General features: G+C 62.3%; 19 protein-coding genes. 16 read left to right on the forward strand and 3 right to left on the reverse strand.

The window, feature by feature from the left end; genetic code table 11:
* Positions 1-13: 13 nt before the first annotated feature.
* The 14 genes from msrB (at position 14) to GSQ90_RS23085 (ending at position 15,469) form a co-directional block, all read left to right on the forward strand.
* Positions 14-415, forward strand: coding sequence for a peptide-methionine (R)-S-oxide reductase MsrB (gene msrB / locus GSQ90_RS23020; RefSeq protein WP_158817222.1), 402 nt, complete (start codon positions 14-16; stop codon positions 413-415).
* A gap of 73 nt (positions 416-488) precedes the next feature.
* The gene (gene hemH, locus GSQ90_RS23025) at positions 489-1,556 is read left to right on the forward strand and encodes a ferrochelatase (protein WP_158817224.1); all 1,068 of its coding nucleotides are present in this window, start codon (positions 489-491) and stop codon (positions 1,554-1,556) included.
* 94 nt (positions 1,557-1,650) lie between these two features.
* On the forward strand, positions 1,651-2,718 hold the full coding sequence (locus GSQ90_RS23030) for a GTP-binding protein (protein ID WP_158817226.1): 1,068 nt from the start codon (positions 1,651-1,653) through the stop codon (positions 2,716-2,718).
* Positions 2,719-2,720: 2 nt separating this feature from the next.
* On the forward strand, positions 2,721-3,722 hold the full coding sequence (locus GSQ90_RS23035; protein ID WP_158817227.1) for a WD40 repeat domain-containing protein: 1,002 nt from the start codon (positions 2,721-2,723) through the stop codon (positions 3,720-3,722).
* A 21-nt stretch (positions 3,723-3,743) separates the two neighbouring features.
* The gene (locus GSQ90_RS23040) at positions 3,744-4,838 is read left to right on the forward strand and encodes an alkene reductase (protein WP_158817229.1); all 1,095 of its coding nucleotides are present in this window, start codon (positions 3,744-3,746) and stop codon (positions 4,836-4,838) included.
* Positions 4,839-5,057: 219 nt separating this feature from the next.
* The gene (locus GSQ90_RS23045) at positions 5,058-6,674 is read left to right on the forward strand and encodes an FGGY-family carbohydrate kinase (protein WP_158817371.1); all 1,617 of its coding nucleotides are present in this window, start codon (positions 5,058-5,060) and stop codon (positions 6,672-6,674) included.
* A gap of 126 nt (positions 6,675-6,800) precedes the next feature.
* Complete coding sequence (locus GSQ90_RS23050; protein WP_158817231.1) at positions 6,801-7,505, forward strand: HAD family hydrolase; 705 nt, start codon at positions 6,801-6,803, stop codon at positions 7,503-7,505.
* Between the two features lie 53 nt (positions 7,506-7,558).
* Positions 7,559-8,512, forward strand: coding sequence for a sugar-binding transcriptional regulator (locus tag GSQ90_RS23055; protein WP_158817232.1), 954 nt, complete (start codon positions 7,559-7,561; stop codon positions 8,510-8,512).
* A gap of 177 nt (positions 8,513-8,689) precedes the next feature.
* Positions 8,690-9,991, forward strand: a complete 1,302-nt coding sequence (locus GSQ90_RS23060) for a sugar ABC transporter substrate-binding protein (RefSeq protein ID WP_246731736.1) — start codon at positions 8,690-8,692, stop codon at positions 9,989-9,991.
* A gap of 237 nt (positions 9,992-10,228) precedes the next feature.
* Entirely contained in the window at positions 10,229-11,095 is an 867-nt protein-coding gene (locus tag GSQ90_RS23065) for a carbohydrate ABC transporter permease (RefSeq protein WP_158817236.1), read from the forward strand.
* A 3-nt stretch (positions 11,096-11,098) separates the two neighbouring features.
* A complete protein-coding gene (locus GSQ90_RS23070; RefSeq protein ID WP_158817237.1) occupies positions 11,099-11,929 on the forward strand; it encodes a carbohydrate ABC transporter permease in 831 nt (276 codons plus the stop codon).
* A 28-nt stretch (positions 11,930-11,957) separates the two neighbouring features.
* Positions 11,958-12,962 carry an ABC transporter ATP-binding protein gene (locus GSQ90_RS23075; RefSeq protein ID WP_158817239.1) on the forward strand — a complete coding sequence of 335 codons (1,005 nt, stop codon included), beginning with the start codon at positions 11,958-11,960 and terminating at the stop codon, positions 12,960-12,962.
* Between the two features lie 193 nt (positions 12,963-13,155).
* A complete protein-coding gene (locus GSQ90_RS23080; RefSeq protein WP_158817241.1) occupies positions 13,156-14,634 on the forward strand; it encodes a mannitol dehydrogenase family protein in 1,479 nt (492 codons plus the stop codon).
* A gap of 64 nt (positions 14,635-14,698) precedes the next feature.
* Complete coding sequence (locus GSQ90_RS23085) at positions 14,699-15,469, forward strand: L-iditol 2-dehydrogenase (protein WP_158817243.1); 771 nt, start codon at positions 14,699-14,701, stop codon at positions 15,467-15,469.
* Between the two features lie 21 nt (positions 15,470-15,490).
* Here GSQ90_RS23085 and glmM read toward each other — a convergent pair whose 3' ends face one another.
* Entirely contained in the window at positions 15,491-16,840 is a 1,350-nt protein-coding gene (gene glmM, locus GSQ90_RS23090; RefSeq protein WP_158817245.1) for a phosphoglucosamine mutase, read from the reverse strand.
* A gap of 245 nt (positions 16,841-17,085) precedes the next feature.
* Here glmM and GSQ90_RS23095 point away from each other — a divergent pair, with 245 nt between their 5' ends.
* Positions 17,086-18,948, forward strand: a complete 1,863-nt coding sequence (locus GSQ90_RS23095; protein ID WP_158817247.1) for a hypothetical protein — start codon at positions 17,086-17,088, stop codon at positions 18,946-18,948.
* Positions 18,949-18,983: 35 nt separating this feature from the next.
* Here GSQ90_RS23095 and ftsH read toward each other — a convergent pair whose 3' ends face one another.
* Complete coding sequence (gene ftsH / locus GSQ90_RS23100) at positions 18,984-20,912, reverse strand: ATP-dependent zinc metalloprotease FtsH (RefSeq protein ID WP_158817372.1); 1,929 nt, start codon at positions 20,910-20,912, stop codon at positions 18,984-18,986.
* 432 nt (positions 20,913-21,344) lie between these two features.
* On the opposite strand from ftsH, the gene GSQ90_RS23105 reads away from it, so the two are divergent.
* A complete protein-coding gene (locus GSQ90_RS23105) occupies positions 21,345-22,481 on the forward strand; it encodes an acyltransferase (RefSeq protein WP_158817249.1) in 1,137 nt (378 codons plus the stop codon).
* A gap of 92 nt (positions 22,482-22,573) precedes the next feature.
* On the opposite strand, the gene GSQ90_RS23110 is transcribed toward GSQ90_RS23105, so the two are convergent.
* The gene (locus tag GSQ90_RS23110) at positions 22,574-24,262 is read right to left on the reverse strand and encodes a thiamine pyrophosphate-dependent enzyme (protein ID WP_158817251.1); all 1,689 of its coding nucleotides are present in this window, start codon (positions 24,260-24,262) and stop codon (positions 22,574-22,576) included.
* Positions 24,263-24,364 lie beyond the last annotated feature (102 nt).

The following is a 24,364-nucleotide window of genomic DNA, read 5'->3' on the forward strand; positions in this document are numbered from 1 at the left end:
AGGAGGCGCGATCATGAAACATGAAAATTTTGCTGTGACCCACACCGATGAGGAATGGCGCAAAATCCTGACGCCCGAGCAATTCGCCATCATGCGCGAGCACGGAACCGAGCGAGCGGGAAGCTGCGCGCTCAACTACGAGAAGCGCGCCGGCAGCTTCTTTTGCGCGGGCTGCGATTCCCTGCTGTTCACTGCGAAAACCAAGTTCGAGAGCGGCACCGGCTGGCCGAGCTTCAACGATCCCGCTCCTGGCGCCACGGAGACGACGGTCGATCGCAGCTATGGCATGACGCGCACAGAGGTGCATTGCGCGCGTTGCGGCTCTCACCTCGGCCATGTCTTCGACGACGGGCCGGCGCCGACGCATTTGCGCTATTGCATCAACGGCGTCGCGATGAATTTCAAGCCGGACTGAGCCTCACGCTCGATTCCTTCTTCCGCCTGGCGCCGGAGGGGATTACTTTCAACGCCGCACAAAGGGCTTGGCCATGAACGCGCCAGCATCGCCGGACGCTTTTCGCGGCCAGAGGCCCGCCGGGCACCCCGCCGTCAAAAGCGGGCGCATCGGCGTTCTCCTGGTCAATCTGGGCACGCCCGAGGGCACGGATTATTGGTCGGTGCGCCGCTATCTCAAGGAGTTCCTGTCGGACCGGCGGGTCATCGAGACCAATCGCCTGATATGGTGGCCGATCCTCAATCTGGGCATTCTGTCGCGGCGCCCGCAGGTGAAGGGGAAGGACTACAAAGCCATCTGGAACAAGGCGCTTGACGAAAGCCCGCTGAAAACCATTACCCGCGCCACCGCCGGGAAACTCGTCGATGCGTTGGGCCAGTCCGGGCGCGATCCGGCGGGGCGCTGCCTTGTCGATTGGGCGATGCGCTACGGCAAGCCGGCGATCGGCGAGCGCCTCGGCGCCATGCGCGCGGCGGGCTGCGATCGCATCCTCCTTGTGCCGCTCTATCCGCAATATTGCGCCGCGACCAGCGCGACCGTCTGCGACAAGGCGTTCGACGCGTTGAAAACGATGCGCTGGCAGCCGACATTGCGGGTCGCGGCGCCTTATTTCGACGATCCCGTCTATATCGGCGCCGTGGCGCAGTCGGTTCGCGCCGGGCTCGCGGCGCTCGATTTCGAGCCCGAGGTCGTCCTTGCCTCGTTTCACGGCATACCGCGCACCTATTTCGACAAAGGCGACCCCTATTATTGTCATTGCGCCAAGACCTGGCGGCTGCTGCGCGAAGCGCTCGGTCTGTCGCCCGAGCGGTTCCAACTGACCTTTCAGTCGCGCTTCGGGCCGACCGAATATCTGCAGCCCTATACCGATGTGACGGTGAAGGCCCTGGCGGCGCGTGGAATCAAACGCCTCGCCATCGTAACGCCGGGTTTCGCAGCCGATTGCCTGGAGACGATCGAGGAAATCGGCGTTGAAAACGCCGGTTATTTCCGCGCCGCGGGCGGCGAGAAATTTGCGGCTATTTCCTGCCTCAATGACAGCGCGGAAGGCGTTCGCGTCATTCAGAACGTGGTCCAGCGGGAATTGTCGGGCTGGCTGTGAATGCCAGTCGGCCTCTTATCAATTCGCCAAAGCCGGCCTATATCGGGGGCGCTTTGCGCCTGCCTTGACCGGGCGCCAGGAGGATTCAAGACCGATGAATGATTCCAATTCCCTTTCCGCCGTCCGCGCCGCCGCCGCCCAGGACAAAATCCCGGTCACCGTTCTCACCGGCTATCTCGGCGCCGGCAAGACGACGTTGCTCAACCGGATCCTCAGCGAGCCGCATGGCAAGCGCTACGCCGTGATCGTCAACGAATTTGGCGAGATCGGGATCGACAACGAACTCATCGTCGGGGCCGACGAGGAAGTCTTTGAGATGAACAACGGCTGCATCTGCTGCACCGTGCGCGGCGATCTCATCCGCATCATCGAAGGTCTGATGAAGCGCAAGGGCAGTTTCGACGCGATCATCGTCGAGACGACCGGCCTTGCCGATCCCGCGCCCGTCGCGCAGACTTTTTTCGTCGACCAGGATGTGCAAAATCTCGCCAGGCTCGACGCTGTCGTCACCGTCGCCGACGCCAAATGGCTGGCGGCGCGATTGCGCGACGCGCCGGAGGCCAAAAATCAGATCGCCTTTGCCGACGTCATCGTTCTGAACAAGACCGACCTCGTCTCGCCAGCCGAATTGCGCGAAGTGGAGGGGCGCATTCGCGCGATCAACCCCTACGCCAAGCTGCACCGCGCCGAGCGTTGCAATGTGGCGATCGCCGACGTGCTGGAGCGCAAGGCTTTCGATCTCGACCGCATCATGGAAATCGAACCTGATTTCCTCGAAGTCGACGATCATGACCATGACCATCATGACCACGATCATCACCACCATGATCACGCGCATGGCCACGGGCTGAAGCATTATCACGACGAGCACATGCAATCGATCTCGGTGCGGCTCGACGGCGACGTCGATCCGGGCAAGTTCATGCCCTGGATCAACGAACTCACGCAGGCGCAGGGCCCTAATATCCTGCGTTGCAAAGGCATCGTCGCTTTCGCCGACGACCCCAAGCGCTTCGTCTTCCAGGGCGTGCATATGATGCTCGACGGCGAGCCGCAGCGCGAATGGAAAGCGGACGAAAAGCGCGAGTCGAAAGTCGTTTTCATCGGGCGCGACTTGAAGGAAGAGGATATCCGTAAGGGTTTCCTCGCCTGCGCGGCGTAAGCATGACCGAGCCCACTTCCTCGCTCACGAAGAACGTCCAGTTCTTCGACGCCGGCGCGCATGTCACCGCCGTCGGCTTTCTCGATGAGGCGCCGGTGTTCGCGCTGGGTGACGGCGTCGCTGTGCTCGGCGAGCCCGGATCAGCGAACCGCATCGCAGCTCATCCCGGCGGCGCGATTCTGTCGGCGGTCAGCGACGGCAAGCTGCTGGTGACGGGCGGCGATGACGGGCGGGTCGTCGCGACATCGGCCGATGGCGCCATGCGCGAGATCGCCCATGAGAAAGGCCGCTGGATTGATGCTTTGGCGATGCGCGCGGGAAATGTGGCCTGGGGGGCGGGGCGCGAGGTTCGCGTCCGCGACAGCGCGGGCGCCGTCAAGGCCTATTCGGCGCCGACCACAGTGCGCGGCCTTTGCTTCATGCCCAAGGGTTATCGCCTCGCGCTGAGCCATTACAACGGCGTCTCGCTCTGGTTCCCCAATGCTGCGGCGTCGCCGTCCTTGCTCGAATGGAAGGGATCGCATCTCGATGTCGTCGCGTCGCCGGACGGCCGCTTCGTCGTCTCGTCGATGCAGGAGAATAGCCTGCACGGCTGGCGCATCAGCGACGCCAGAAACATGCGCATGTCCGGCTATCCCAAGAAATCCCGTTCGCTGTCCTGGTCGCATGACGGTCATTGGCTTGCGACATCAGGCGCCGACGCCTGCATCGTCTGGCCGTTCCGCGACAAGGATGGACCAATGGGCAAGGCGCCGCGCGAATGCGGCGTGCGCGCCGCCAAGGTTTCGCAGGTTGCGTTCCATCCGCGCACGCTGGTCGTCGCGGTCGGTTATGAGGACGGCTTCATCCTGCTTTGCCGGCTCGGCGACGCCGCCGAGATTCTCGTGCGCGAACCACGCGTGGGCGACGGCGCCGTTACCGCTCTGATCTGGGATGCGATCGGCGCTCGCCTGGCTTTCGGCCTGGATAGCGGCGGCGCCGGCCTGCTGACGCTTCCAGCATGACTTTACAGAGAAGGATTTTCCATGAGTGATGACGCCGCCGCGCTGTTTGCGCCCTTCAAACTTGGCGATCTCGAATTGCCCAACCGGATTGTCATGGCGCCGCTAACGCGCAATCGCGCGGCGCGTGGGACCGACGCGCCGCACGATCTCAATGCGCTCTATTATCGCCAGCGCGCGAGCGCCGGGCTGCTCATCTCCGAAGCTTCGCAAATCAGCCAGCAGGGCCAAGGCTATATCTGGACGCCGGGCAGCTACAGCCAGGCGCAGGTCGAGGGCTGGCGCAAGGTGACGGACAGCGTTCATGCGGCGGGGGGACGCATTTTCGTTCAGCTCTGGCATGTCGGGCGCGTCTCGCATGTTTCACTGCAACCGGGCGGACGAGCGCCCGTCGCGCCCTCTGCGATCCGCGCCAAAACCAAGACGGTTCTGGAATCGGGCTTTACGGAAGTGTCCGAGCCGCGCGCGCTGGAGACGCACGAGATCGCGCATATCCTCAGCGATTATTCGCATGCCGCGGAAAGCGCGAAAAAGGCCGGTTTCGACGGCGTCGAGGTTCATGCCGCCAACGGCTATCTGATCGACCAGTTCCTGCGCGACGGCTCCAACAAGCGGGACGATTCGTATGGAGGAGGAATCGAGAACCGCACGCGCTTCGCATTGGAAGTTGTCGATGCGGTCACGAAAGTCTGGAGCAAATCGCGCGTCGGAATCCGGCTTGCGCCGGTCAGCCCCGCCAATGACATCCAGGATTCCAATCCGACCGCGCTGTTTGGCGAACTCGTCGAAAAGCTGAGCGCGCGCGGGCTTGCCTATATCCATGTCGTCGAGGGCGCCACTGGCGGCGCGCGCGACAATCATCCCTTCGATTTCGTCGCTCTGCGCCATTCTTTCCGTGGCGCCTATATCGCCAACAATGGCTATGACCGGACTATGGCGATCGAGGCGATCGAGCGGGGCGACGCCGATCTTATCGCGTTCGGGCGCCCCTTCATCGCCAATCCCGATCTGGTCGAACGCCTGCGCGTCGGCGCGCCGCTCAATCAAGTCGCGAAGGAAACGCTCTACGGCGGCGGCGAGAAGGGATATACGGACTATCCCGCGATGGCGGACGCCTGACCAAAAGGCGGCTGCGGCGGTTCCGCCAGAATTCATAGTTCGAGCCGACCGGTACTCCCGATCTTGGCGGGCCAAACATTGAGCGACGCCCATTCGCCGCCGCCGCTGGTTCGGTCGGCTTTCGTCGCGTCTCCGCTCGCCAGATAATTGCCGCCGCCGTCCTTGCCAAAGCAACGCCCATAATGGGATTGTAAGGCAATCGAAATGGGCGGGAACCGCATGGGCGAAGCGTATATCGGCGTTGATGTCGGCACAGGCAGCGCGCGCGCGGGTGTGTTCGACGGCGCAGGGCGATTGCTCGCCAGCGCCAAGAGGCCGATCGCCATCTGGCGCGAAGCGGGCGAGATTGTCGAACAATCGTCGGAGGACATCTGGCGGGCGACGACCGGCGCCGTGCGCGAGGCCGTCGTCGCTTCGGGCTTGCCGCAGGAGGCTTTCGCCGGCATCGGTTTTGACGCGACATGTTCGCTTGTCGTGCTTGACGCCACAAGCGCCCCGCTGCCGGTCGGCCCGAGCGGCGACGCGCAGCGCGACGTGATCGTTTGGATGGATCATCGCGCCACGGGCGAGGCCGATCGGATCAACGGCGGCGGCCACCAAGTCCTGCGCTATGTCGGGGGAAAAATCTCGCCGGAGATGCAAGTCCCCAAACTGATGTGGCTCGCCGAACATATGCCGGCGACATTCAGGCGCGCCGGCCATTTCTTCGACCTGACGGATTACCTGACCTGGCGCGCTTCGGGCTCCCGTCGCCGCTCGGTTTGCACGCTGACCTGCAAGTGGACTTATCTCGCGCATGAACGCCGCTGGGCCCGCGATTTCTTCGAGAGTCTGGGCTTGCGGGATCTGGCCTCGGACGGCTTTGCGCGGATCGGCGCCGATGTCGTCGAACCGGGAACGCCGCTTGGCGACGGACTGATTCCCGAGGCCGCCGCCGCGATGGGTCTGCCGGCGGGCGTCAAGGTTGGCGCGGGATTGATCGACGCGCATGCCGGGGCGGTGGGCACGCTGTCGGCGAGTCTGGGCGGCGCCCACGCCGACCCCAGCACCAGGCTTGCGCTTATTTTGGGGACATCGGCTTGCTGCATGGCGGTTTCCGATCAGCCACGTTTTGTCGATGGCGTCTGGGGGCCCTATTTTTCCGCGTTGACGCCCAATCGATGGCTCACCGAGGGCGGTCAATCGGCTTTTGGCGCAGCGATCGATCGCCTGATGCGTCGGCACCCCGCCTTTTCCGACGCCTCGCAGCGCGCAGGCGACAACGCCTATGAAGAAATGGAGCGGGATATTCTCGCGCGGGCCGGTTCATTGTCGCGTGCGGCCTTGCTCGCCGAAAACATTCACGTCCTGCCCGATTTCCTCGGCAATCGTTCGCCCTTGGCCGATCCCAACGTGCGCGGCGTCCTTGTCGGCCTCGATTTGCGCGCCGATCGCGCGAGCGCTCTCGAACTCTACGTCGCCGCGCTTACCGGACTTGCGCATGGCGTCGCGCAGATCATCCGCACATTGGAGGCGGGCGGCTATGCGTTCGATATGCTGGTCGTGAGCGGCGGCGCCGGGCGCAGTCCGCTGGTGCGCCAGATCATCGCCGACGCGACGGGCAAGCCCGTCGGAGCGCCCGAGACGAGCGAACCGGTATTGCTGGGCGCGGCCATGCTCGGCGCGGTCGCGGCGGGAAAACACGATATGGGATCGGCCATGTCGGCGATGTCGCGGCTGTCGGACGAAATCATGCCGCAGGGCGGCGAAATCGCGCGCTTTCATCACAGGAAGCGCCGCGCTTTCGATCTGATGCAGGGGGCGGAAAGAGGCATCCGTGAAATTATGGCCTCGTGAGCTGTCTTGCACGGCGTCGACGGCGCGATGAGTGAGCATTTGACCATGATACGGGCAGATGTTTGTCATTTACGGCGCTGTCATGTTAGCGTGCGCGCCCATAGGGAGGCGGGACGCGCAAAAGTCATGCAATGGCCTGAACTCGTCATATTCGATTGCGATGGCGTGCTTGTCGACAGCGAGTTGATCGCGCTGGGACAAACGCGCCAAGCGCTCGGCGAGGCTGGATTGCCGCTCACTCATGCGCAGGCGATCGATCGGTTCCTTGGTTTTAGCCTTGATTCCATTGTGCAAAAAGCCGAGGCGGATTTGGCTGGCGCGCTGCCTGCCGATTTCCGCAACGACCTTTCACGCGATATTCTGGCGCGCTTTGCGAGCGAGTTGAAGGGTATCGAGGGCGTCAGGCAAGCCGTCGAAGGCCTGCACTGCCGGGTCTGTGTCGCGTCTTCAAGCCCGCCCGAGCGCATTCGGCTGGCGCTGTCCGTCGCGGGTTATGGCGGACTATTCGAGCCTCATATTTTTTCGGCGACCATGGCGCCGCGCGGCAAGCCGCACCCGGACCTGTTTCTTCACGCGGCGCATGAGATGGGGGCTTCGCCCGATCGATGCCTCGTTATCGAAGACAGCGCGCCCGGCGTCCTCGCGGCGGTCAGCGCGGGAATGGACGTGTTTGGCTTTGTCGGGGGAAGCCACTTTTCTCCGGGCGCGGCGCAAGGCGAGCGCCTCAAAGGGGCGGGGGCCTTGCTGATTTTCAGCGATATGAGTCAATTGCCGGAAATAATCGCGCAGCGTCTGCGCGAGGATCAGGCCAATTCCGCTTCGCTTCGTTGACGCGCCAGGTGGGACGCTGCGCGCGGCCGCTATGAGAATAGGTTGACGGTGCAATGGCCAGGAAGACCGAAGCGGAAGACGGCAGGCTTGACGAGGCGGCCCGCGCCGGCTGGCTCTATTACGTCGCGGGCAATACGCAAGACGAGATCGCCCGCAAGCTCGGCATTTCGCGCCAGTCGGCGCAACGTCTGGTTTCGCTGGCGATCAGCGAGCGCCTCATCAAGGTCCGGCTCGATCATCCGATCGCGCGATGTCTCGAACTCGGCGCCGCGCTGAAAATGAGATTCGATCTGCGCTTTTGCGAAGTCGCGCCGACCGATCCGGCTTCTACGTCCTCGACGCTGGGCATCGCCCAGGTCGCTGCGGCGGAACTGGAGCGCTGGCTGCGCAATCCCGAGCCCGCCATCATCGGCATCGGCACGGGACGTACGATGCGGGCGGTCGCCGACCAATTGCCGGCGATGGAATGTCCGCAACATAAGTTCGTGGCGTTGGTGGGCACCACCAAAATCGACGGATCGGCTTCGTTCTACGATGTCATCATTCGCGTTTCCGACACCGTTCGCGCGCCTCATTATCCGATGCCGCTTCCCGTCATTGCGCGCTCGGTTGAGGAGCGCCAATTGCTGACCAGCCTCCCATCCGTGCGCAGCGTGCTTGCGCTGATCGAGCGCGCCGACGTCAGCTTCGTGGGCGTCGGCGCCGTCAGCGATAATGCGGCGCTTGTTCAGGACGGCATCGTCACGCGTGAGGAAGCCGAAGGCTTACGCGAGGCGGGGGCAGTCGGCGAGATCACCGGCTGGGCTTTCGATTCGCGTGGACGCCTCCTCGAGGGATCGATCAACGATCGCGTGGCCAGCGCGCCGCTGCGACCGACCAATCGGTTGATGATCGGCGTCGCCATGGGCGTGTCGCGCCGCGCCGCGCTTCGCGGCGCGCTCGCCGGTAAGCTGATTTCCGGCCTGGTCACCGATGAAGCAACCGCTGAGCATTTGCTGCAACGATGAGCAAATATAGTGATTAATGATAATTATATCAGCCATTTAGTGACTTGTTGCAGTGCAAATATTGCGCTGCAGCGACGATTTACTGTTGACTCTTCGCAAGCTTTCGGCTGAATATTCGCCCGCACGACAAGCAAATGCTCAGGCATTGCCAATGGAGGAAACGACATGAAGGTTCTCATGAAGAGCCTGCTCGGGGCTTGCGCCCTGGCTGGGTTCTCGCTGTCCGCCTATGCGGAGACGTTGACGATCGCCACCGTCAACAATGGCGACATGATCCGGATGCAGAAGCTCACGGATGATTTCACCGCCAAGAATCCAGACATCAAACTCAACTGGGTGACGCTCGAAGAGAACACCCTGCGCCAGAAGGTGACGACGGACATCGCCACCAAAGGCGGCCAGTTCGACGTTCTGACCATCGGCACCTATGAGGTTCCGATCTGGGGCAAGAAGGGCTGGCTCGTGCCGCTCGACAATCTCGGCGCCGATTATGACGTCGACGACCTGTTGCCCGCCATTCGCTCCGGCCTCACTGTCGATGGCAAATTGTTCGCTGCGCCGTTCTACGGCGAAAGCTCGATGGTGATGTATCGCAAGGATCTGATGGACAAGGCCGGGCTCAAAATGCCCGACGCGCCGACCTGGACCTTCATCAAGGAAGCTGCAGACAAGATGACCGACAAGGCCGCGGGCGTTTATGGCATCTGCCTGCGCGGCAAGGCGGGCTGGGGCGAGAACATGGCCTTCCTCAGCGCAACCGCCAATTCATTTGGCGCGCGCTGGTTCGACGAAAAGTGGAATGCGCAATTCAACACGCCGGAATGGAAAGCGACGCTGGATTACTACGTTCCGCTGATGAAGGCCGACGGTCCTCCTGGCGCTTCCTCAAACGGCTTCAACGAGAACCTTGCTCTGTTCAACGACGGCAAGTGCGGCATGTGGATCGATGCGACGGTCGCCGCTTCGTTTGTCAGCGATCCGAAACAGTCCAAGGTCGCCGACAAGGTCGGCTTCGCGCTCGCGCCGGACAACGGCCTTGGCAAGCGCGGCAATTGGCTGTGGGCTTGGTCGCTGGCGATTCCCGCCGGCTCCAAGAAGACGGCCGACGCCGAGAAGTTCGTCTCCTGGGCGACGAGCAAGCATTATACCGAAGTGGTCGCCGGCAAGGAAGGCTGGGCCAACGTTCCTCCGGGCACGCGCACCTCGCTTTACAAGAATGCCGACTATCTGAAGGCAGCGCCGTTCGCTCAGATGACGCTGGATTCGATCGACGCGGCCGATCCGACGCATCCCACCGTGAAGCCCGTGCCGTACACTGGCGTGCAGTTCGTGGCCATTCCTGAATTCCAGGGCATTGCCACCAACGTCGGCCAGCAGTTCTCGGCGGCATTGGCTGGGACTGAGACGGTCGACGCGGCCTTGGCCGCGGCGCAGGCCAGCACGGAATCGGCGATGAAGAAGGCCGGTTACGTCAAATAAGGCGCGGAAGCGCACCTCGAGAAAGTCGCGTGGCGACTAGAGGGGCAATCCTCCCTGTCCCTTACCCCCTCCCCGTTCGCGGGGAGGGGAGCCGCGAGAGGCGCGATACCGAAGGATTTTGCACGCAATAGTTTTGTCGGCTTCAGATGGAGCCGGGCAATCGGGTAGATGTATCTCTTCGGCGCAGCGGCGTTAAGATCGCGCCGCCGCTAAAAGATCGGTCAAGGGATTCTGGTCATGGCGACGCAACAGACAACGACAGCGGGCCGCCTCCTGGTGGCGCCATCGGTGATCCTCCTCTTCCTTTGGATGATCGTGCCGCTGGTGATGACGATCTATTTTTCCACCCTGCATTTCATCCTGACGGATCCCGATTCCCGCAGCTTCATCGGACTCCAGAACTATATCGACTTTCTTTCGGATCCCGACTTCTTGGGAGCGCTGCGCAATACGCTCGTCCTCGTCGGATCCGTGCTGGTCATCAGCGTCGTTGGCGGAACGCTCGTCGCGCTTTTGATGGATCAGCAGATTTACGGCCAGTCAATCGTGCGGCTGATGGTGATCGCGCCATTCTTCGTCATGCCGACCGTCAGCGCCCTGATCTGGAAAAACATGCTGATGAATCCGGTCTCCGGACTTTTCGCATGGCTCGCGCAGTCCGTCGGGTTGACGCCGATCGATTGGTTTACCAACGCCCCGATGCTTTCCGTGATCCTGATCGTATCGTGGCAATGGCTGCCGTTCGCCAGTCTGATCATGCTCACGGCGCTGCAATCCCTGGACGAAGAGCAGAAGGAAGCCGCCGCCCTCGATGGCGTCGGAGCCATTCCATTCTTCTTCTATATCGTGCTGCCGCATATCGCGCGCGCCATGACGGTCGTCATCCTCATCGAAACGATCTTCCTGCTCAGCGTGTTCGCCGAAATCTACGTGACGACGAACGGCGGGCCGTCCACCACCAATATTCCGTTCCTCGTCTACGAACTCGCCCAACACAGCTATGACGTCGGCGGCGCTTCGGCGGGCGGCATCGTGGCGGTTGTTCTGGCCAATATCGTCGCTTTCTTCCTTGTCCGCGTCGTCGGCAAGAACCTGGAGAATTGAGCCATGGCGCTTCAACAAACAGTAGGCAAGCGCGTTGGCATGACGGCGCTCGCCTGGATCGTCGGCTTCCTGATCTTCTTTCCGATCCTCTGGACGTTCCTCACCAGCTTCAAGAGCGAGCTCGACGCTTTCTCGCTGCCGCCGAAATTCCTGTTCTTCCATTGGACGACGGAGAATTACGCGGAAGTGCAATCGCGCTCGGACTATTTCTCCTTTGCGTGGAATTCGATCATCCTGTCGGTCGGCGCCAATCTGGTCGGATTGATTGTCGGCGTGCCGGCGGCCTGGTCGATGGCGTTCGCGCCGACCAAACGGACCAAAGATCTGTTGCTGTGGATGTTGTCGACCAAGATGATGCCGGGCGTCGGCGTGTTCGCGGCGGTCTATTTCATTTTCCAATATCTCGGCCTGCTCGACAATCGAATCGGCATCGGCTTCCTCCTGTTCATGGCGAATTTGCCGATCCTGATCTGGATGCTTTACACATACTTCAAGGAAATCCCGGTCGACATTCTTGAAGCCGCGCGGATGGATGGGGCCTCGTTGGTCAACGAAATCATCTATGTGTTGACGCCGATGGCGATTCCCGGCATTGCCTCGACCTTGTTGCTCTGCATTATTCTTTCCTGGAACGAAGCCTTCTGGACGCTCAATCTCACGACGTCCCATGCCGCGCCGCTGACCGCGTTCATCGCGTCCTATTCGAGTCCTGAGGGCCTGTTTTGGGCCAAGCTCTCCGCGGCCTCGACGCTTGCGATCGCGCCGATTCTGGTCCTTGGATGGTTCTGCCAGAAACAACTCGTGCGCGGCCTGACTTTCGGCGCGGTGAAATAGTTTCAAGATTCAAACGAAGGCAACGACAATGGGCAGCATCGAACTGGTTAAAGTGCGCAAAGACTTCGGAGGCTTCGCCGTCATCAATGGCGTCGACCTGAAGGTCGAGGACGGCGAATTCACCGTCTTTGTCGGACCGTCGGGATGCGGCAAGTCGACTTTGCTGCGCCTGATCGCCGGGCTTGAGGATATTTCCTCCGGCCAGGTGCTCATCGACGGCAAGGATGTGAGCCGCGTCGGCCCCTCGCAGCGCGGGCTTTCGATGGTGTTCCAGTCCTATGCGCTCTATCCGCATATGAGCGTGCGCAACAATATCGCCTTCGCGTTGAAGATGGCCAAACAGCCCAAGGATGTGATCGAGCAGAAGGTCAAGAAAGCCGCGGGCATTCTCAACCTGACCGATTATCTCGAGCGCAAGCCGCGTCAATTGTCGGGCGGCCAGCGTCAGCGCGTCGCGATTGGGCGCGCCATCGTGCGCGAACCCAAGGCGTTCCTGTTCGACGAGCCGCTATCGAATCTCGACGCCGCCTTGCGCGTGCAGATGCGGCTTGAGATCGGCGATCTCCATCAAAGCCTGAAGACGACGATGATCTATGTCACGCATGATCAGGTCGAGGCGATGACGATGGCCGACAAGATTGTGGTTCTCAATAAGGGCGAGGTGGCGCAGATCGGTTCGCCGCTCGAACTCTATAACCGGCCGCAGAATCTTTTTGTCGCGCGCTTCATCGGTTCTCCCACGATGAATATCGCCACCGGCCCATCGGCCGCCAAACGCGGCGCGACGACGATCGGCATTCGGCCCGAACATGTCGATGTGTCCGCGACGGCGGGCGAATGGCCCGCGAAGGTGCGTCTCGCCGAACATCTTGGCTCCGACACTTATGTGCATGTCGAAGTCGACGATATCGGCCCTATGACGGTCCGCCTTGGCGGCGAGGCGCCCAATCAGCCGGGACAGCGCATATTCGTGACGCCGCAGGAACCGCGCATCCATCGGTTCGACCAGCAAGGACTGAGGGTCGGCGGATGAAGGGCATGATAGGCGCGTGACGGGATTGTCGAACTGAGACAGCGAAGACGAGATCGACTGAGCAGTGACCTGGTGAAACGATGGCGACGCCAGCGGCAAGCCGCAAGCGTCATTCTCGAAGCGGTTGTCTATTGCGACGCCTGTCTTGATGACGTCGACTGAGGACGACCATGCAAATTCGGTGGGCATGATCATGAGCGTCAAACTTTCGGCCAGCGCCCTTGCGCGTCTGCCGCGCGAGATATCCCGACCGAATTATGGCCGGTCCGATCTGAGAGCGGGCATTGTTCATTTCGGCGTGGGCAATTTTCACCGCGCTCATCAGGCGGTCTATCTGGACGATCTTTTTATCGCGGGATCGGATCGCGACTGGGCGATCGTCGGCGCTGGCGTTCGCGATGCCGACATTCCGGTTCGTGAAAAGCTCGGCGACCAGGATTGGTTGACGACGGTTGTCGAGCAAGAGGCGGATTCGACTAGGCCTCGCGTCATCGGCTCCATGATCGATTTCGTTAAGCCCGGCGATGTCGCAGCGGCGCTCGCTCTCCTCGACCGTCCAGAGATTCGCATCGTCTCGCTCACGATCACCGAAGGCGGTTACTACATCTCGCCCGCGACGCAGGCGTTCGACGCCGCCAATCCGGATATCCTCGCCGATGCGCGCCATATCGACGCCCCCAAGACTGTTTTCGGCCTGATCGTCGCAGCGCTTATGCGCCGTCGCGCCGCGGGCGTTGCGCCATTCACTGTGATGTCGTGCGACAATATTCCTGGAAACGGCCATGTGACCGAAAACGCCGTCGCCGGCCTCGCCAATCTCATTGACCCTGGACTCGCATCGTGGATTAGGCAAAGCGTGGCCTTTCCCAATTCCATGGTCGATCGAATCACGCCCGCGACCACGGATCGCGAACGCGCGCTTCTGCACGATGGATTTGGCCTGGATGATAACTGGCCGGTGTTTTGCGAAGAGTTCCGGCAATGGGTTCTTGAGGACAAATTTCCCGCAGGCAGGCCGGCGCTGGAAAAAGTTGGCGTGACGTTCACTTCGGACGTTGCGCCATATGAGCTGATGAAGATTCGCATTCTCAACGGCGGCCACGCCACGATCGCTTATCCCGCCGCTCTCCTCGATATCCACTTCGTTCACGAAGCGATGGCGAATTCGCTGGTGCGCGATTTTCTGGAGAAGCTGACGCGAGAGGAAATCATTCCTACCGTTCCGCCGCCTCCAGGGACCGATCTTGAACAGTACCGCGATCTGATCGCGCGGCGTTTCGCCAATCCGAAGATTGGCGACACCATTTCGCGTCTTTGTTTCGATGGCTCCAACCGGCAGCCCAAATTCATCCTCCCAACTGTTATGGATCGCTTGAAGAAGGGGCGCGCGATCAAGGGGCTGGCGCTTGTTTCCGCTCTTTGGTGCCGCTATTGCTATGGCGAAACGGAAAGCGGTCAAACGATCGCCCCGAACGACCCAAGTTGGGGGCGCTTGCGGGCCGCTGCAAAACTCGCGAAAGATGCGCCGCAGAAATTCCTTGAGATGCGCGACATTTTCGGCGAGCTTTCGCAAGACAGAGCCTATATCGCCGCGTTTTCCGGCGCGCTGTCGCAATTGTGGGCGCGAGGGGTTCGCTCCACGTTGGAGGATTACCTGTCTGGCTCGCCCTGAGCCGACGACTGCGGATGGCATGGGCGGGACGATGTCACGCTCGCTCGGTGAAAGGTGTTGAAGGATGAAGTTGGCGGGAAAGGTGGCCGTTGTCACCGGCGGTGCGCGAGGCATCGGGCAGGCGATCGTGGAGCGCTATGTCGCCGAAGGCGCCCGCGTCGCCATCGCCGATCTTTCCGTCGGCCAGGCGCGCGAACTGGCGGAGAAATTTGGCGACAAGGCCTATGGCCTTGAAGTGAATGTCGCGAACTGCGCCTCGATCGATCGCATGGTCGCCGATGTCGTCTCGCATTGGGGCGCCATCGATATTCTCGTCAACAACGCGGCGGTGTTTGACCTCGCGCCCATCGTCGAGGTGACCGAGGCGAGCTACGACAAGCTCTTTGCCGTCAACGTCAAGGGCCTCTTCTTTTCCCTTCAAGCCGTCGCGCGCCACATGATCGCGCGCCGGCAGGGCGGCAAGATCATCAATATGGCCTCGCAGGCGGGACGTCGCGGAGAAGCTCTGGTTTCGGTCTATTGCGCGTCCAAGGCCGCGGTCATCAGCCTCACCCAGTCGGCCGGTCTCGATCTCATCAAACATAAGATCAACGTGAACGGCATCGCGCCGGGCGTCGTCGACACGCCGATGTGGGACGATGTCGATGCGCTGTTCGCCAAATACGAGGGCCGCAAGCCGGGCGAGAAGAAGCGCCTCGTCGGCGAGGCCGTTCCCTTCGGCCGCATGGGTCTTCCCGAAGACCATACCGGCGCCGCCGTCTTCCTCGCTTCCGCCGACGCCGATTACGTCGTCGCGCAGACGCTCAATGTCGATGGCGGCAACTGGATGAGTTGAAGCTCATTCGCCGATAGCGCCTCAGGCCGCCGCCGCCGCTGACGCCACGGCGTCGCAGACGTCGTCGACCAGGCTCTCGACGAGCTGGCGGTCGTCCGCTTCGGCCATCACACGGATGACCGGCTCGGTGCCCGAGGGGCGAATGACGAGGCGCCCGGTCGCGCCAAGCCGGGTCCGGGCGGACGCGATGGCCGAGATCACCGACGCCGTTTCCAGCGGGCGGCCGCCCTTGTAGCGGACGTTCTTGAGAATCTGCGGCAGCGGCTCGAAGCGATGGCAGATTTCGCTGACCGGCTTTTGCTGCCGCTTGACGACGGCGAGCACCTGCAGGGCGGCGACGAGGCCGTCGCCGGTCGTCGCATAGTCGGACAGGATGATGTGGCCCGATTGCTCGCCGCCCACGTTATAGCCCTTCTCGATCATACGCTCGAGCACATAGCGGTCGCCGACCGCGGTGCGCTCCAAAGCCAGGCCAATGCTCGCCAGATGCCGCTCGAGGCCGAGGTTCGACATAACGGTGGCGACAATGCCAGGTTGCGCCAACCGTCCGTCCGCCTGCCAGCTTTGCGCGACGACGGCCATCAATTGGTCGCCGTCGACAATATGACCTTTTTCGTCGATGATCAGCACGCGGTCGGCGTCGCCGTCGAGCGCAATGCCGATGTCGGCGCGCATTTCGCGCACTTTGGCGGCGAGCGCTTCTGGCGCTGTCGAGCCGACATCCTTGTTGATGTTGAAGCCGTCCGGCTCGACGCCGATCGAGAACACTTCGGCGCCCAGTTCCCATAAAGCTTCGGGCGCGACTTTGTAAGCGGCGCCGTTGGCGCAATCGACGACGATGCGCAGGCCTTCGAGCGACAGATTGCGCGGCAACGTGCGCTTGGCGAACTCAATGTAGCGGGCATGGACGCTTTCGATGCGCTTGGCGCGGCCAAGATCGCGTGATTTCGACAGGCGCGGCGCGATCTCGCTGTCCATCAGCGTCTCGATGTCGGATTCAATCTCGTCGGACAGCTTGTAGCCGTCGGGGCCGAACAGCTTGATGCCATTGTCCTCGAACAGATTATGCGAGGCTGAGATCATCACGCCGAGATCGCAGCGCATCGACCTTGTCAGCATCGCGACGGCGGGCGTCGGCACGGGGCCTAGCAGCAAGACCTCGATCCCGACGGATGTGAATCCGGCGACCAGGGCGTATTCGATCATATAGCCCGACAGTCGCGTATCCTTGCCGATGACGACGCGATGGCGATGATCGCCGCGCTGAAAGGCCAACCCGGCGGCCTGGCCGACTTTCATCGCCAGTTCCGCGGTGATCTTGCCGTTGGCGCGACCGCGAATGCCGTCGGTGCCAAAATATTTGCCTGCCATGTCACAATCCTCGTCGGCGCGTTCTCGACGCGCCGCCTGCATCCATTTATCCCATTCTACACCCTGGAACGTTCAAAAATCATTTCATACCGTAAATGCCCCTGACGGCGGCCCGCCGCCTGGTTCGAGCAAAAGCAACCGCGAAAAGCGGAGGCGAATGGCCCGTTTGGTCGTAGACTACGGCTTGTTTCGCGCCGGCCGGGGCGGCGCGCCAAGTCAATCCGCTCTGACGAGAGGTTCGCGCCATGTCCGAAGTCCTGATCGCCGCGGCGGCTATTCTCGCCGCCATTTTCGCCTCTCGCGTCGTGCCCGACGCCCTGGCGGGATGGCGCCGGACAGGCGCCATTGCGGGGCTGCGGCTCATTTTCGCGCTCGTTGCGCTTTATGAGGTCTTGGCGACCAGCATCGTTTCGATCCCGGCCAATGAGGTCGGGGTGGTGCGCAAAATCTACGGGTTCGACAATATCGCGCCCGGCCATATTGTCGCGGCGCAGGGCGAGACCGGCTATCAGGCCGAAATCATTCCGCCCGGAACCTTCCGCATCTCGATCTTCTTCAACGTGCTCAATCGCGTCGATCTGCTGCCGGTGGTCATCGTCCCCAGCGGCTTTTACGGGCGCATCGTCGCCAATGACGGCCAACCCCTGAACGCCGGCCAGATCATGGCGGACGCGTGGCCCGAAGCCGATTACCAGAAATTCCTCGACGCTCAATATTTCATGACTCACGGCGGCCAGAAGGGCCTGCAACTCAGCGTTCTGAAACCCGGCGTCTATCCGCTCAATCTGGCGCTCTTCCAGGTCAAGATCGGCTTTATCAGAAACAACAAGGATATCGTGGCCGACAATGACGACGTCTATGATCTGCGCGGGCTGACGAAAGAGGAGACGCCGCTCGACACGTCGATCACCCGCGTGCCGGCCGGCTCGGTCGGCGTCGTGCGCTCAAGCGTGCAGGGCAATGGCATCGATTGCAAGGCGCGAACCGCCAAGACGGACGAGGGCGGCCTGACGGCCGAACTAGTGACGCAATATTGCAAGGGCGTCTGGGACATGTCGCTGCCGCCTAATGATTATTATCTCAACCGCGACGCCTATGATGTCACGCTGGTCTCGACGCGTGTGACCGCGCTGGAGTTCAAGGGCGGCTTCACCCGTCGTTATCTCGACCTGAAGGTCGACGCCAAGGGCGACTTCACGCAGACCGAACGCACCGCGACTTTCCCCCAGCCCAAGGACGCCGCCGATTCTGCGATCAACACCAAGATCGAGGGATGGGAAATCCCGCAGGAATTGCGCGCGATCGTCCAGATCACGCCGGAGAACGCGCCGATCGTCGTGGCGGCGGTGGGCGGTCAGGATGAAGTCGATCAACGCATTCTGGTGCCTTCGATCCGCTCGCTTGTCCGCAACGTCTATGGCGGCTCGATTCTCGTGAAGGAACGCGACGATAAGGGCGCGCTCATCGATGTCACGCGCCCGACCCGCGTGCTCGACACCATCGAAAATCGTACGATTCTTGAACAGGCGATTCTGGAGCGTGCGCAAATCGACGGCCGCCGCGCCGGCGTCGACATCAAGGAGATCCGCCTGGGCGAATCAGCAATACCGCCGGAACTCCTGCTCGCACGCCAGCGTGAGCAATTGGCCGGCCAATTGCGCGCGGCCTACATTCAGGAACAGACGGCGCAAGAGCAGCGTCAAAAGACCGAGCAGGCGCGCGCCACCGCTGACCAGCAGCGCGACATCGTGACGGCGCAGACCGCGGTGAAGGTCGCCTTGCTCGCGCAGGATCGCAGGCAGGCCGAAGGTCACGCCGAGCGTCTCTACCTGGAGGAACAGGCGGCGGGCCAAACGGCGCAGGCCGAGGTGCTCGGTAAGGACAGCGTCCTGAAGCTGCAGCAGCTCAAGCTCTTTCTCGAATTGCTCGCCGGCCACCCCGAACTCGTCGCCAATCTCAGGCTGCCGCAAGTCTATGTCGGTGGTGGCGGGGGTGGTCTGGAGGGCGCCGCGGCGATATTCGGTTCATTCCTGAAGCCGGTCGAAGCAACGCCGACAAACCCGCCCAAAAAAAAAGCGGCGGGGACAAGCCCCGCCGCTTTTTTCTGACGCGCGCCGCCCGCAATGGACGACGACTGTTCTCTTCACGTTTGCGGCTGAGGCTCCAGGCCGCCCGCGTCCGGGCCCATTGCCGGCCGGCTCTTGCCGGAGGCGGGAACGGCGGCGCGCGGGGCGGCCGGCGGCTCCTTGTCGCCGGTGTCGCGCACCGGCCGCACGCCTTGCAACAGACCGACAAGTTCGTCGCCCGACAAGGTCTCAAATTCCATCAACGCCTTGGCCAGCGTCTCCAGGTCGTCACGCCGCTCGGTGAGAATGCGCGTCGCGGTGTCGTAGCCCTGCTGCACGAGACGGCGCACCTCCGCGTCGATCGTATTGGCGGTCGCTTCCGAAATGTTCTGCGTGCGGCCCATCGAATAGCCCAGGAACACTTCTTCCTGATTTTCGCCATACATGACGGTGCCGAGTTTCTCCGAGAAACCGAGGCGCGTGACCATCGCGCGGGCGATCTTGGTCACCTGCTGAATGTCGCTGGCGGCGCCCGACGTCACTTTGTCCTTGCCGAACACCAGCTCTTCGGCGACGCGCCCGCCCATCGACATCGCGAGCAGTGCGGTCAATTGCTCGAAGCTCTGCGAAATCTGATCGCGCTCGGGCAGCGACTGCACCATGCCGAGCGAGCGTCCGCGCGGAATGATCGTCGCCTTATGGATGGGAACGCTCGCCGGCATAGTCACGGAGACAAGCGCGTGGCCCGCCTCGTGATAGGCGGTCAGCTTCTTTTCGTCCTCGGTCATCATCAGGGTGCGGCGTTCCGCGCCCATCAGGATCTTGTCGCGCGCATCCTCAAATTCCGCGCGCGTGACGACGCGCTTGCCGCGACGCGCGGCGAGCAAGGCCGATTCGTTGACAAGGTTCATCAAGTCGGCGCCGGAGAATCCCGGCGTGCCGCGCGCGACGATCTTGAGATCGACGTCGGGGGCCAGGGGCACTTTGCGCACATGAACCTTGAGGATCTTTTCGCGGCCGATGAAATCGGGATTGGAGATCACGACCTGGCGGTCGAAACGGCCCGGCCGCAGCAAAGCGGGATCGAGAACATCGGGACGGTTGGTCGCCGCGATGATGATGATGCCCTCGTTCTGCTCGAAGCCGTCCATCTCGACGAGCAATTGATTGAGCGTCTGTTCGCGCTCGTCATTGCCGCCGCCCAGGCCCGCGCCGCGATGGCGGCCGACCGCGTCGATTTCGTCGATGAAAATGATGCAGGGCGCGTTCTTTTTCGCCTGCTCGAACATGTCGCGCACGCGGCTCGCGCCGACGCCGACGAACATTTCGACGAAGTCGGAACCCGAAATCGTGAAGAAGGGGACGTTGGCTTCCCCGGCCACCGCGCGGGCGGTCAGGGTCTTGCCCGTGCCGGGAGGGCCCACAAGCAGAACGCCGCGCGGAATCCGCCCGCCCAGACGCTGAAATTTCTGGGGATCGCGCAGGAATTCGACGATCTCCTGCAAATCTTCCTTCGCCTCGTCGACGCCCGCGACGTCCTCGAACGTCACGCGGCCATGCGCCTCGTTGAGCAGTTTGGCCTTGGATTTGCCAAAACCCATCGCCTTGCCGCCCGCGCCCTGCATCTGGCGCGACAGGAATATCCACACGCCAAGAAACGCGATCAGCGGCAGGCCGTTGACCAGCAGGGTCATCAGCCACGAATTGCCGTCGGAGGGCGGCTTGGCGGTGATCGAGACCTTCTTTTTGTAGAGCGTATCGACCAGCGAAGGGTCGCTGGGCGCGTAGGTCATGAAGGGGCGATTGTCGGTGAAGCGGCCGGAAATGTCGGCGCCGGCGATCGTCACTTCACGAACATTGCCTTGATCGACCTCGGACAGGAGCTGGCTAAAGGTGATTTCGCTGCTCGGCGTTTTCTGCCCCGGACTCTGGAACAGAGTCACCAAGGCGAGCACAAGAAGGAAAATAATCACCCAAAGCGCGAAATTCCGAAAATTAGGGTTCATAGCCATCCCACCGCAGCCTGTCGAAGCCCGACGCCTCGCGGCGGCTCCAGTTGCTGCAAACCACCATTTAAGCGCACGCGGCCCAATTGCCAAGGGAAGCGCATTTGTCTGAATTTGGAGTGAAGATAAGGCCGTCTTGAGGAGCGCGGCGTTTTTCGTCGATCGACCTTCGCTTCAGGCGACGACTCAGGCCAGCAAAACACATGCCGCGCAGTGAAATACGTCGCGGAGGTTGACCGGCCAGCGTTTGAGTCGCGCGCGGCGTTCGATTTGAAAGGCGGCTGACGGGCGGCAATCCGGGGAATTCCGATTCAAGCGCCCCAATCAGATAGGGGAGCTTAGCGCTTCGTTATGCAATCCCCGCTATCTAGGACGGACTTGAGGATGCTTCGGCCGGCGAGGTCCCGCCGTTCAGCGCATGGGAGCGAATATTTGAAGCAGGCGGCCGAACGGGGCGCCGACACCCAGCGCCTTGTCTTTCTCGACGGCGTCCGCGGCCTCGCGGCGATTGCCGTCCTCCTTTACCATTTTACATTGGGAGGCGCCTTTCCGATCGCAAGGATGGGCTATTTTGCCGTCGACCTGTTCTTTTGCCTCAGCGGTTTTATCCTGGCGCGCACTTATCAGCGCCGGCTGAGCGAGGGCATGCCAGCAAGCCAATTCATGCTGCGCCGATTTATCCGGCTCTATCCGCTTTACTTCGCGGGACTTGCGATCGGTTTCGTTGCGCTTTGCCTCAAGTCGGCGGCCAACGAGACGGATTATTCAGCCGCTGATCTGTTCGGCGCGCTGCGGAACAATCTCATATTTCTGCCCTGGTTTAACGACCGAACGATCGTCACATTCGGTTATCGGGCGCGGGGAGCGTTGTTTCCGGAGAATGTCGCCGCCTGGTCGCTGTTTTTCGAACTGGCGGTCAATATCGTATTTGCCTACTGCGCCTCGTTAGGCCGCAAATACCTTGTTGCGTTGGTCGCCGCCTCGCTGCTCGCCTATCTCGCCTACATGATGACGTTCGGCGCACAGCCAGGCTGGGCCGCCAGCAACTTTTGGGGCGGCGCGCCGCGCGTTCTTTATGGGTTTTTCGCCGGCGTGGCGGTCCATGAGGCGCTGCGCCATCGAGAGGGCGCGTTAGGCGAGCTTAAGATATCTCGCGCGTCTGGCTTGTTCCAAGCCCTGGCTCTCTCCGTCTTGCTGATCTGGCTATTCTCGCAACCCTTCATCCTCGCCTATCCCCTCGGCCTTCTCCTCGCGCCGTTCATTGTTCTCGTGGGCGCGCGCATCGAGGTTGGCGGAGGTCCGGCGCGCTTCTGCAGCTTGCTGGGCTGGCTTTCCTATCCGCTCTATTGTCTGCATTGGCCGATTTTCAGCCTCGTCACGACTCTGGCAAATGCGCGGGGAGATTCGACCGCTTCGCCATTCGTGATCGGCGTCGCATTGCTCGCGACATTGGTCGCAGCGGTTTGTCTGACACTCTGGTTCGAGGAGCCGACGCGGCGCATGTTATCGGCGCTCCTGCTTCGCCGCGCCGGCGGCGTGTCGTCAGAAGCCGATGTCGCCGCGCGTTGACGACGATGTTTCGTCGCCGCGCATGCGGACAAAGATCCGCAGCCGCGGATGATCATATGAGCGGCCTGTTTGCTGCGCCTTGGGGTGACGGTTCAGCGCGTCGGGTGGATGAATTCCCAGGGCGAGACTTCGCTGCCCTGCGCGACGACGATCTCGATGAGCACGGGTCTGTCGCTTTTGAGCGCCTGCTCCAGCACCGGCGCCAGAGCGGCGGGCGACGCTACGCGATGGCCCTCGACGCCGAAGGCCCTGGCCAGCAGCATAAAATCGGGATTTTCGAGCGCCGCGCCAATCACACGATTGCCAAAACCGATGCGCTGGTCGCGCAAGACATTGCCAAAGGCATTGTTGTTGAAGAGGAGCGTGACGAGGCCGATATTATATTGCGCGGCGGTGGCGAGTTCCTGCACGCCGAACATGAAGCCGCCATCGCCGGTGATCGAGACGACAGGCTTGCCCGGATGGGCCGCCTTAACGCCGAGCGCAGTCTGGAAGCCGAACCCGAGCGTGCCCTGGTAACCGCAGGATACGTAGGTGCGCGGTTCGTAGACGGGATAGCCGAAGTAAGAGGCGAATCCGACCTGGCTCAACTCTTCGGCAAGCAGCCCGTCGCGCGGCAGCGCCGCGCGGATGACGTCGAGGTAATCCATCTGCGGCTGGACTTTGCGGATGGCGCTCGCGGCCTCCGCTTTCGCTGTAGAGATCGGCGCGCGGTCGGGGCGGGCCATGCTGTCGGTTTTTTGCGCGCGCAGTCTTTTGACCGCGTCGAGCAGGGCCCGGGCGCCGACGGCGGAATCGGCGACGACAGGCGTATGCGGCGCGAGGCGATGCATTTCGCTCGCGTCGATGTCGATGCGGATGAGATGGGGCGGCGCCGGCGGACGATCGATCAGCTTCATCATGCCCGACCAGCGCATATAAGGCATTTCGAGCCGCGAGCCGATGCCGATCAGAACGTCGACTTGCGGCCAGAGCCGGAAGGCGGCGTAGGAGGAAAGGCCGAGGGCATGGTCCTCCGCAACGATGCCGCGCCCGCCACGGAAGGCGGCGACCGGCGCGCCGAGTTCTTCCGCCAGCGCCAGCACCGCCTCGCTCGCATGCTGCGCGCCGCCGCCGACCATGATCATCGGCTGGCGCGCGGCGACGAGCGCGTGCGCGGCGGCTTCAATGTCTTGCGGCGACGGCGCCAGCGCCGGTTCGATCCTGGCCCTGGGCAGCGGCGTGACGAATTCGGATCCCGCCATGACGTCCCACGCCATTTCGACGGCGACGGGACCGGGACGGCCGGATAGCATTTGCCGGAACGCTTCGTCGATCACGCGCGGCGCGTCCGCCGCCCGTTCGATCCGCGCCGCCCATTTGACGAATCCGCGCAATGTGGCGAGCTGATCGGGCAATTCATGCAGATGGCCGCGCCCGCGTCCAATAAATGGCGTCGGCACCTGGCCCGTCACGCACAGCACCGGCGCGTTGCAGCCGAGCGCCGTGCATAAAGCTGCGCTTGCGTTGAGAACGCCTGGACCCGGCACGACCGAGAAGACGCCCGGACGCCCCGTCGAGCGGGCATAGCCAAACGCCATATAGCCGCAAGCCTGTTCGTGGCGCGCGCCGATTGTGCGGATGCGATCGCTTCTTTGCTGGAGCGCGTCGAAAAACGGATACATTTGCGCGCCGGGAAGGCCAAAGACTGTGTCGACGCCATTGGCGATCAGCGCCGAAGCGATCGCCATGCCGCCCGACATCGTCTCGCCGGGAAGTGTTTTCGGAGTTATGTCTGGCATGTGGGCTCGCAAACTGAGGGTCGCCGTTTGGCGGCGGCGTCACCCTATCAGCGCGACTTGTCCCGCCAAATGCGCCGACGAAAAAAACTGGACAATCTTCAG

This window comes from Methylocapsa sp. S129 (genome assembly GCF_009765995.1).
Classification (GTDB): domain Bacteria; phylum Pseudomonadota; class Alphaproteobacteria; order Rhizobiales; family Beijerinckiaceae; genus Roseiarcus.

Excerpts from the sequence above, each read along its gene's own strand:
- msrB (WP_158817222.1), top strand. The coding sequence starts at position 14 with ATGAAACATGAAAATTTTGCTGTGACCCACACCGATGAGGAATGGCGC.
- hemH (WP_158817224.1), top strand. The coding sequence starts at position 489 with ATGAACGCGCCAGCATCGCCGGACGCTTTTCGCGGCCAGAGGCCCGCC.
- GSQ90_RS23030 (WP_158817226.1), top strand. The coding sequence starts at position 1,651 with ATGAATGATTCCAATTCCCTTTCCGCCGTCCGCGCCGCCGCCGCCCAG.
- GSQ90_RS23035 (WP_158817227.1), top strand. The coding sequence starts at position 2,721 with ATGACCGAGCCCACTTCCTCGCTCACGAAGAACGTCCAGTTCTTCGAC.
- GSQ90_RS23040 (WP_158817229.1), top strand. The coding sequence starts at position 3,744 with ATGAGTGATGACGCCGCCGCGCTGTTTGCGCCCTTCAAACTTGGCGAT.
- GSQ90_RS23045 (WP_158817371.1), top strand. The coding sequence starts at position 5,058 with ATGGGCGAAGCGTATATCGGCGTTGATGTCGGCACAGGCAGCGCGCGC.
- GSQ90_RS23050 (WP_158817231.1), top strand. The coding sequence starts at position 6,801 with ATGCAATGGCCTGAACTCGTCATATTCGATTGCGATGGCGTGCTTGTC.
- GSQ90_RS23055 (WP_158817232.1), top strand. The coding sequence starts at position 7,559 with ATGGCCAGGAAGACCGAAGCGGAAGACGGCAGGCTTGACGAGGCGGCC.
- GSQ90_RS23060 (WP_246731736.1), top strand. The coding sequence starts at position 8,690 with ATGAAGAGCCTGCTCGGGGCTTGCGCCCTGGCTGGGTTCTCGCTGTCC.
- GSQ90_RS23065 (WP_158817236.1), top strand. The coding sequence starts at position 10,229 with ATGGCGACGCAACAGACAACGACAGCGGGCCGCCTCCTGGTGGCGCCA.
- GSQ90_RS23070 (WP_158817237.1), top strand. The coding sequence starts at position 11,099 with ATGGCGCTTCAACAAACAGTAGGCAAGCGCGTTGGCATGACGGCGCTC.
- GSQ90_RS23075 (WP_158817239.1), top strand. The coding sequence starts at position 11,958 with ATGGGCAGCATCGAACTGGTTAAAGTGCGCAAAGACTTCGGAGGCTTC.
- GSQ90_RS23080 (WP_158817241.1), top strand. The coding sequence starts at position 13,156 with ATGAGCGTCAAACTTTCGGCCAGCGCCCTTGCGCGTCTGCCGCGCGAG.
- GSQ90_RS23085 (WP_158817243.1), top strand. The coding sequence starts at position 14,699 with ATGAAGTTGGCGGGAAAGGTGGCCGTTGTCACCGGCGGTGCGCGAGGC.
- glmM (WP_158817245.1), bottom strand. The coding sequence starts at position 16,840 with ATGGCAGGCAAATATTTTGGCACCGACGGCATTCGCGGTCGCGCCAAC.
- GSQ90_RS23095 (WP_158817247.1), top strand. The coding sequence starts at position 17,086 with ATGTCCGAAGTCCTGATCGCCGCGGCGGCTATTCTCGCCGCCATTTTC.
- ftsH (WP_158817372.1), bottom strand. The coding sequence starts at position 20,912 with ATGAACCCTAATTTTCGGAATTTCGCGCTTTGGGTGATTATTTTCCTT.
- GSQ90_RS23110 (WP_158817251.1), bottom strand. The coding sequence starts at position 24,262 with ATGCCAGACATAACTCCGAAAACACTTCCCGGCGAGACGATGTCGGGC.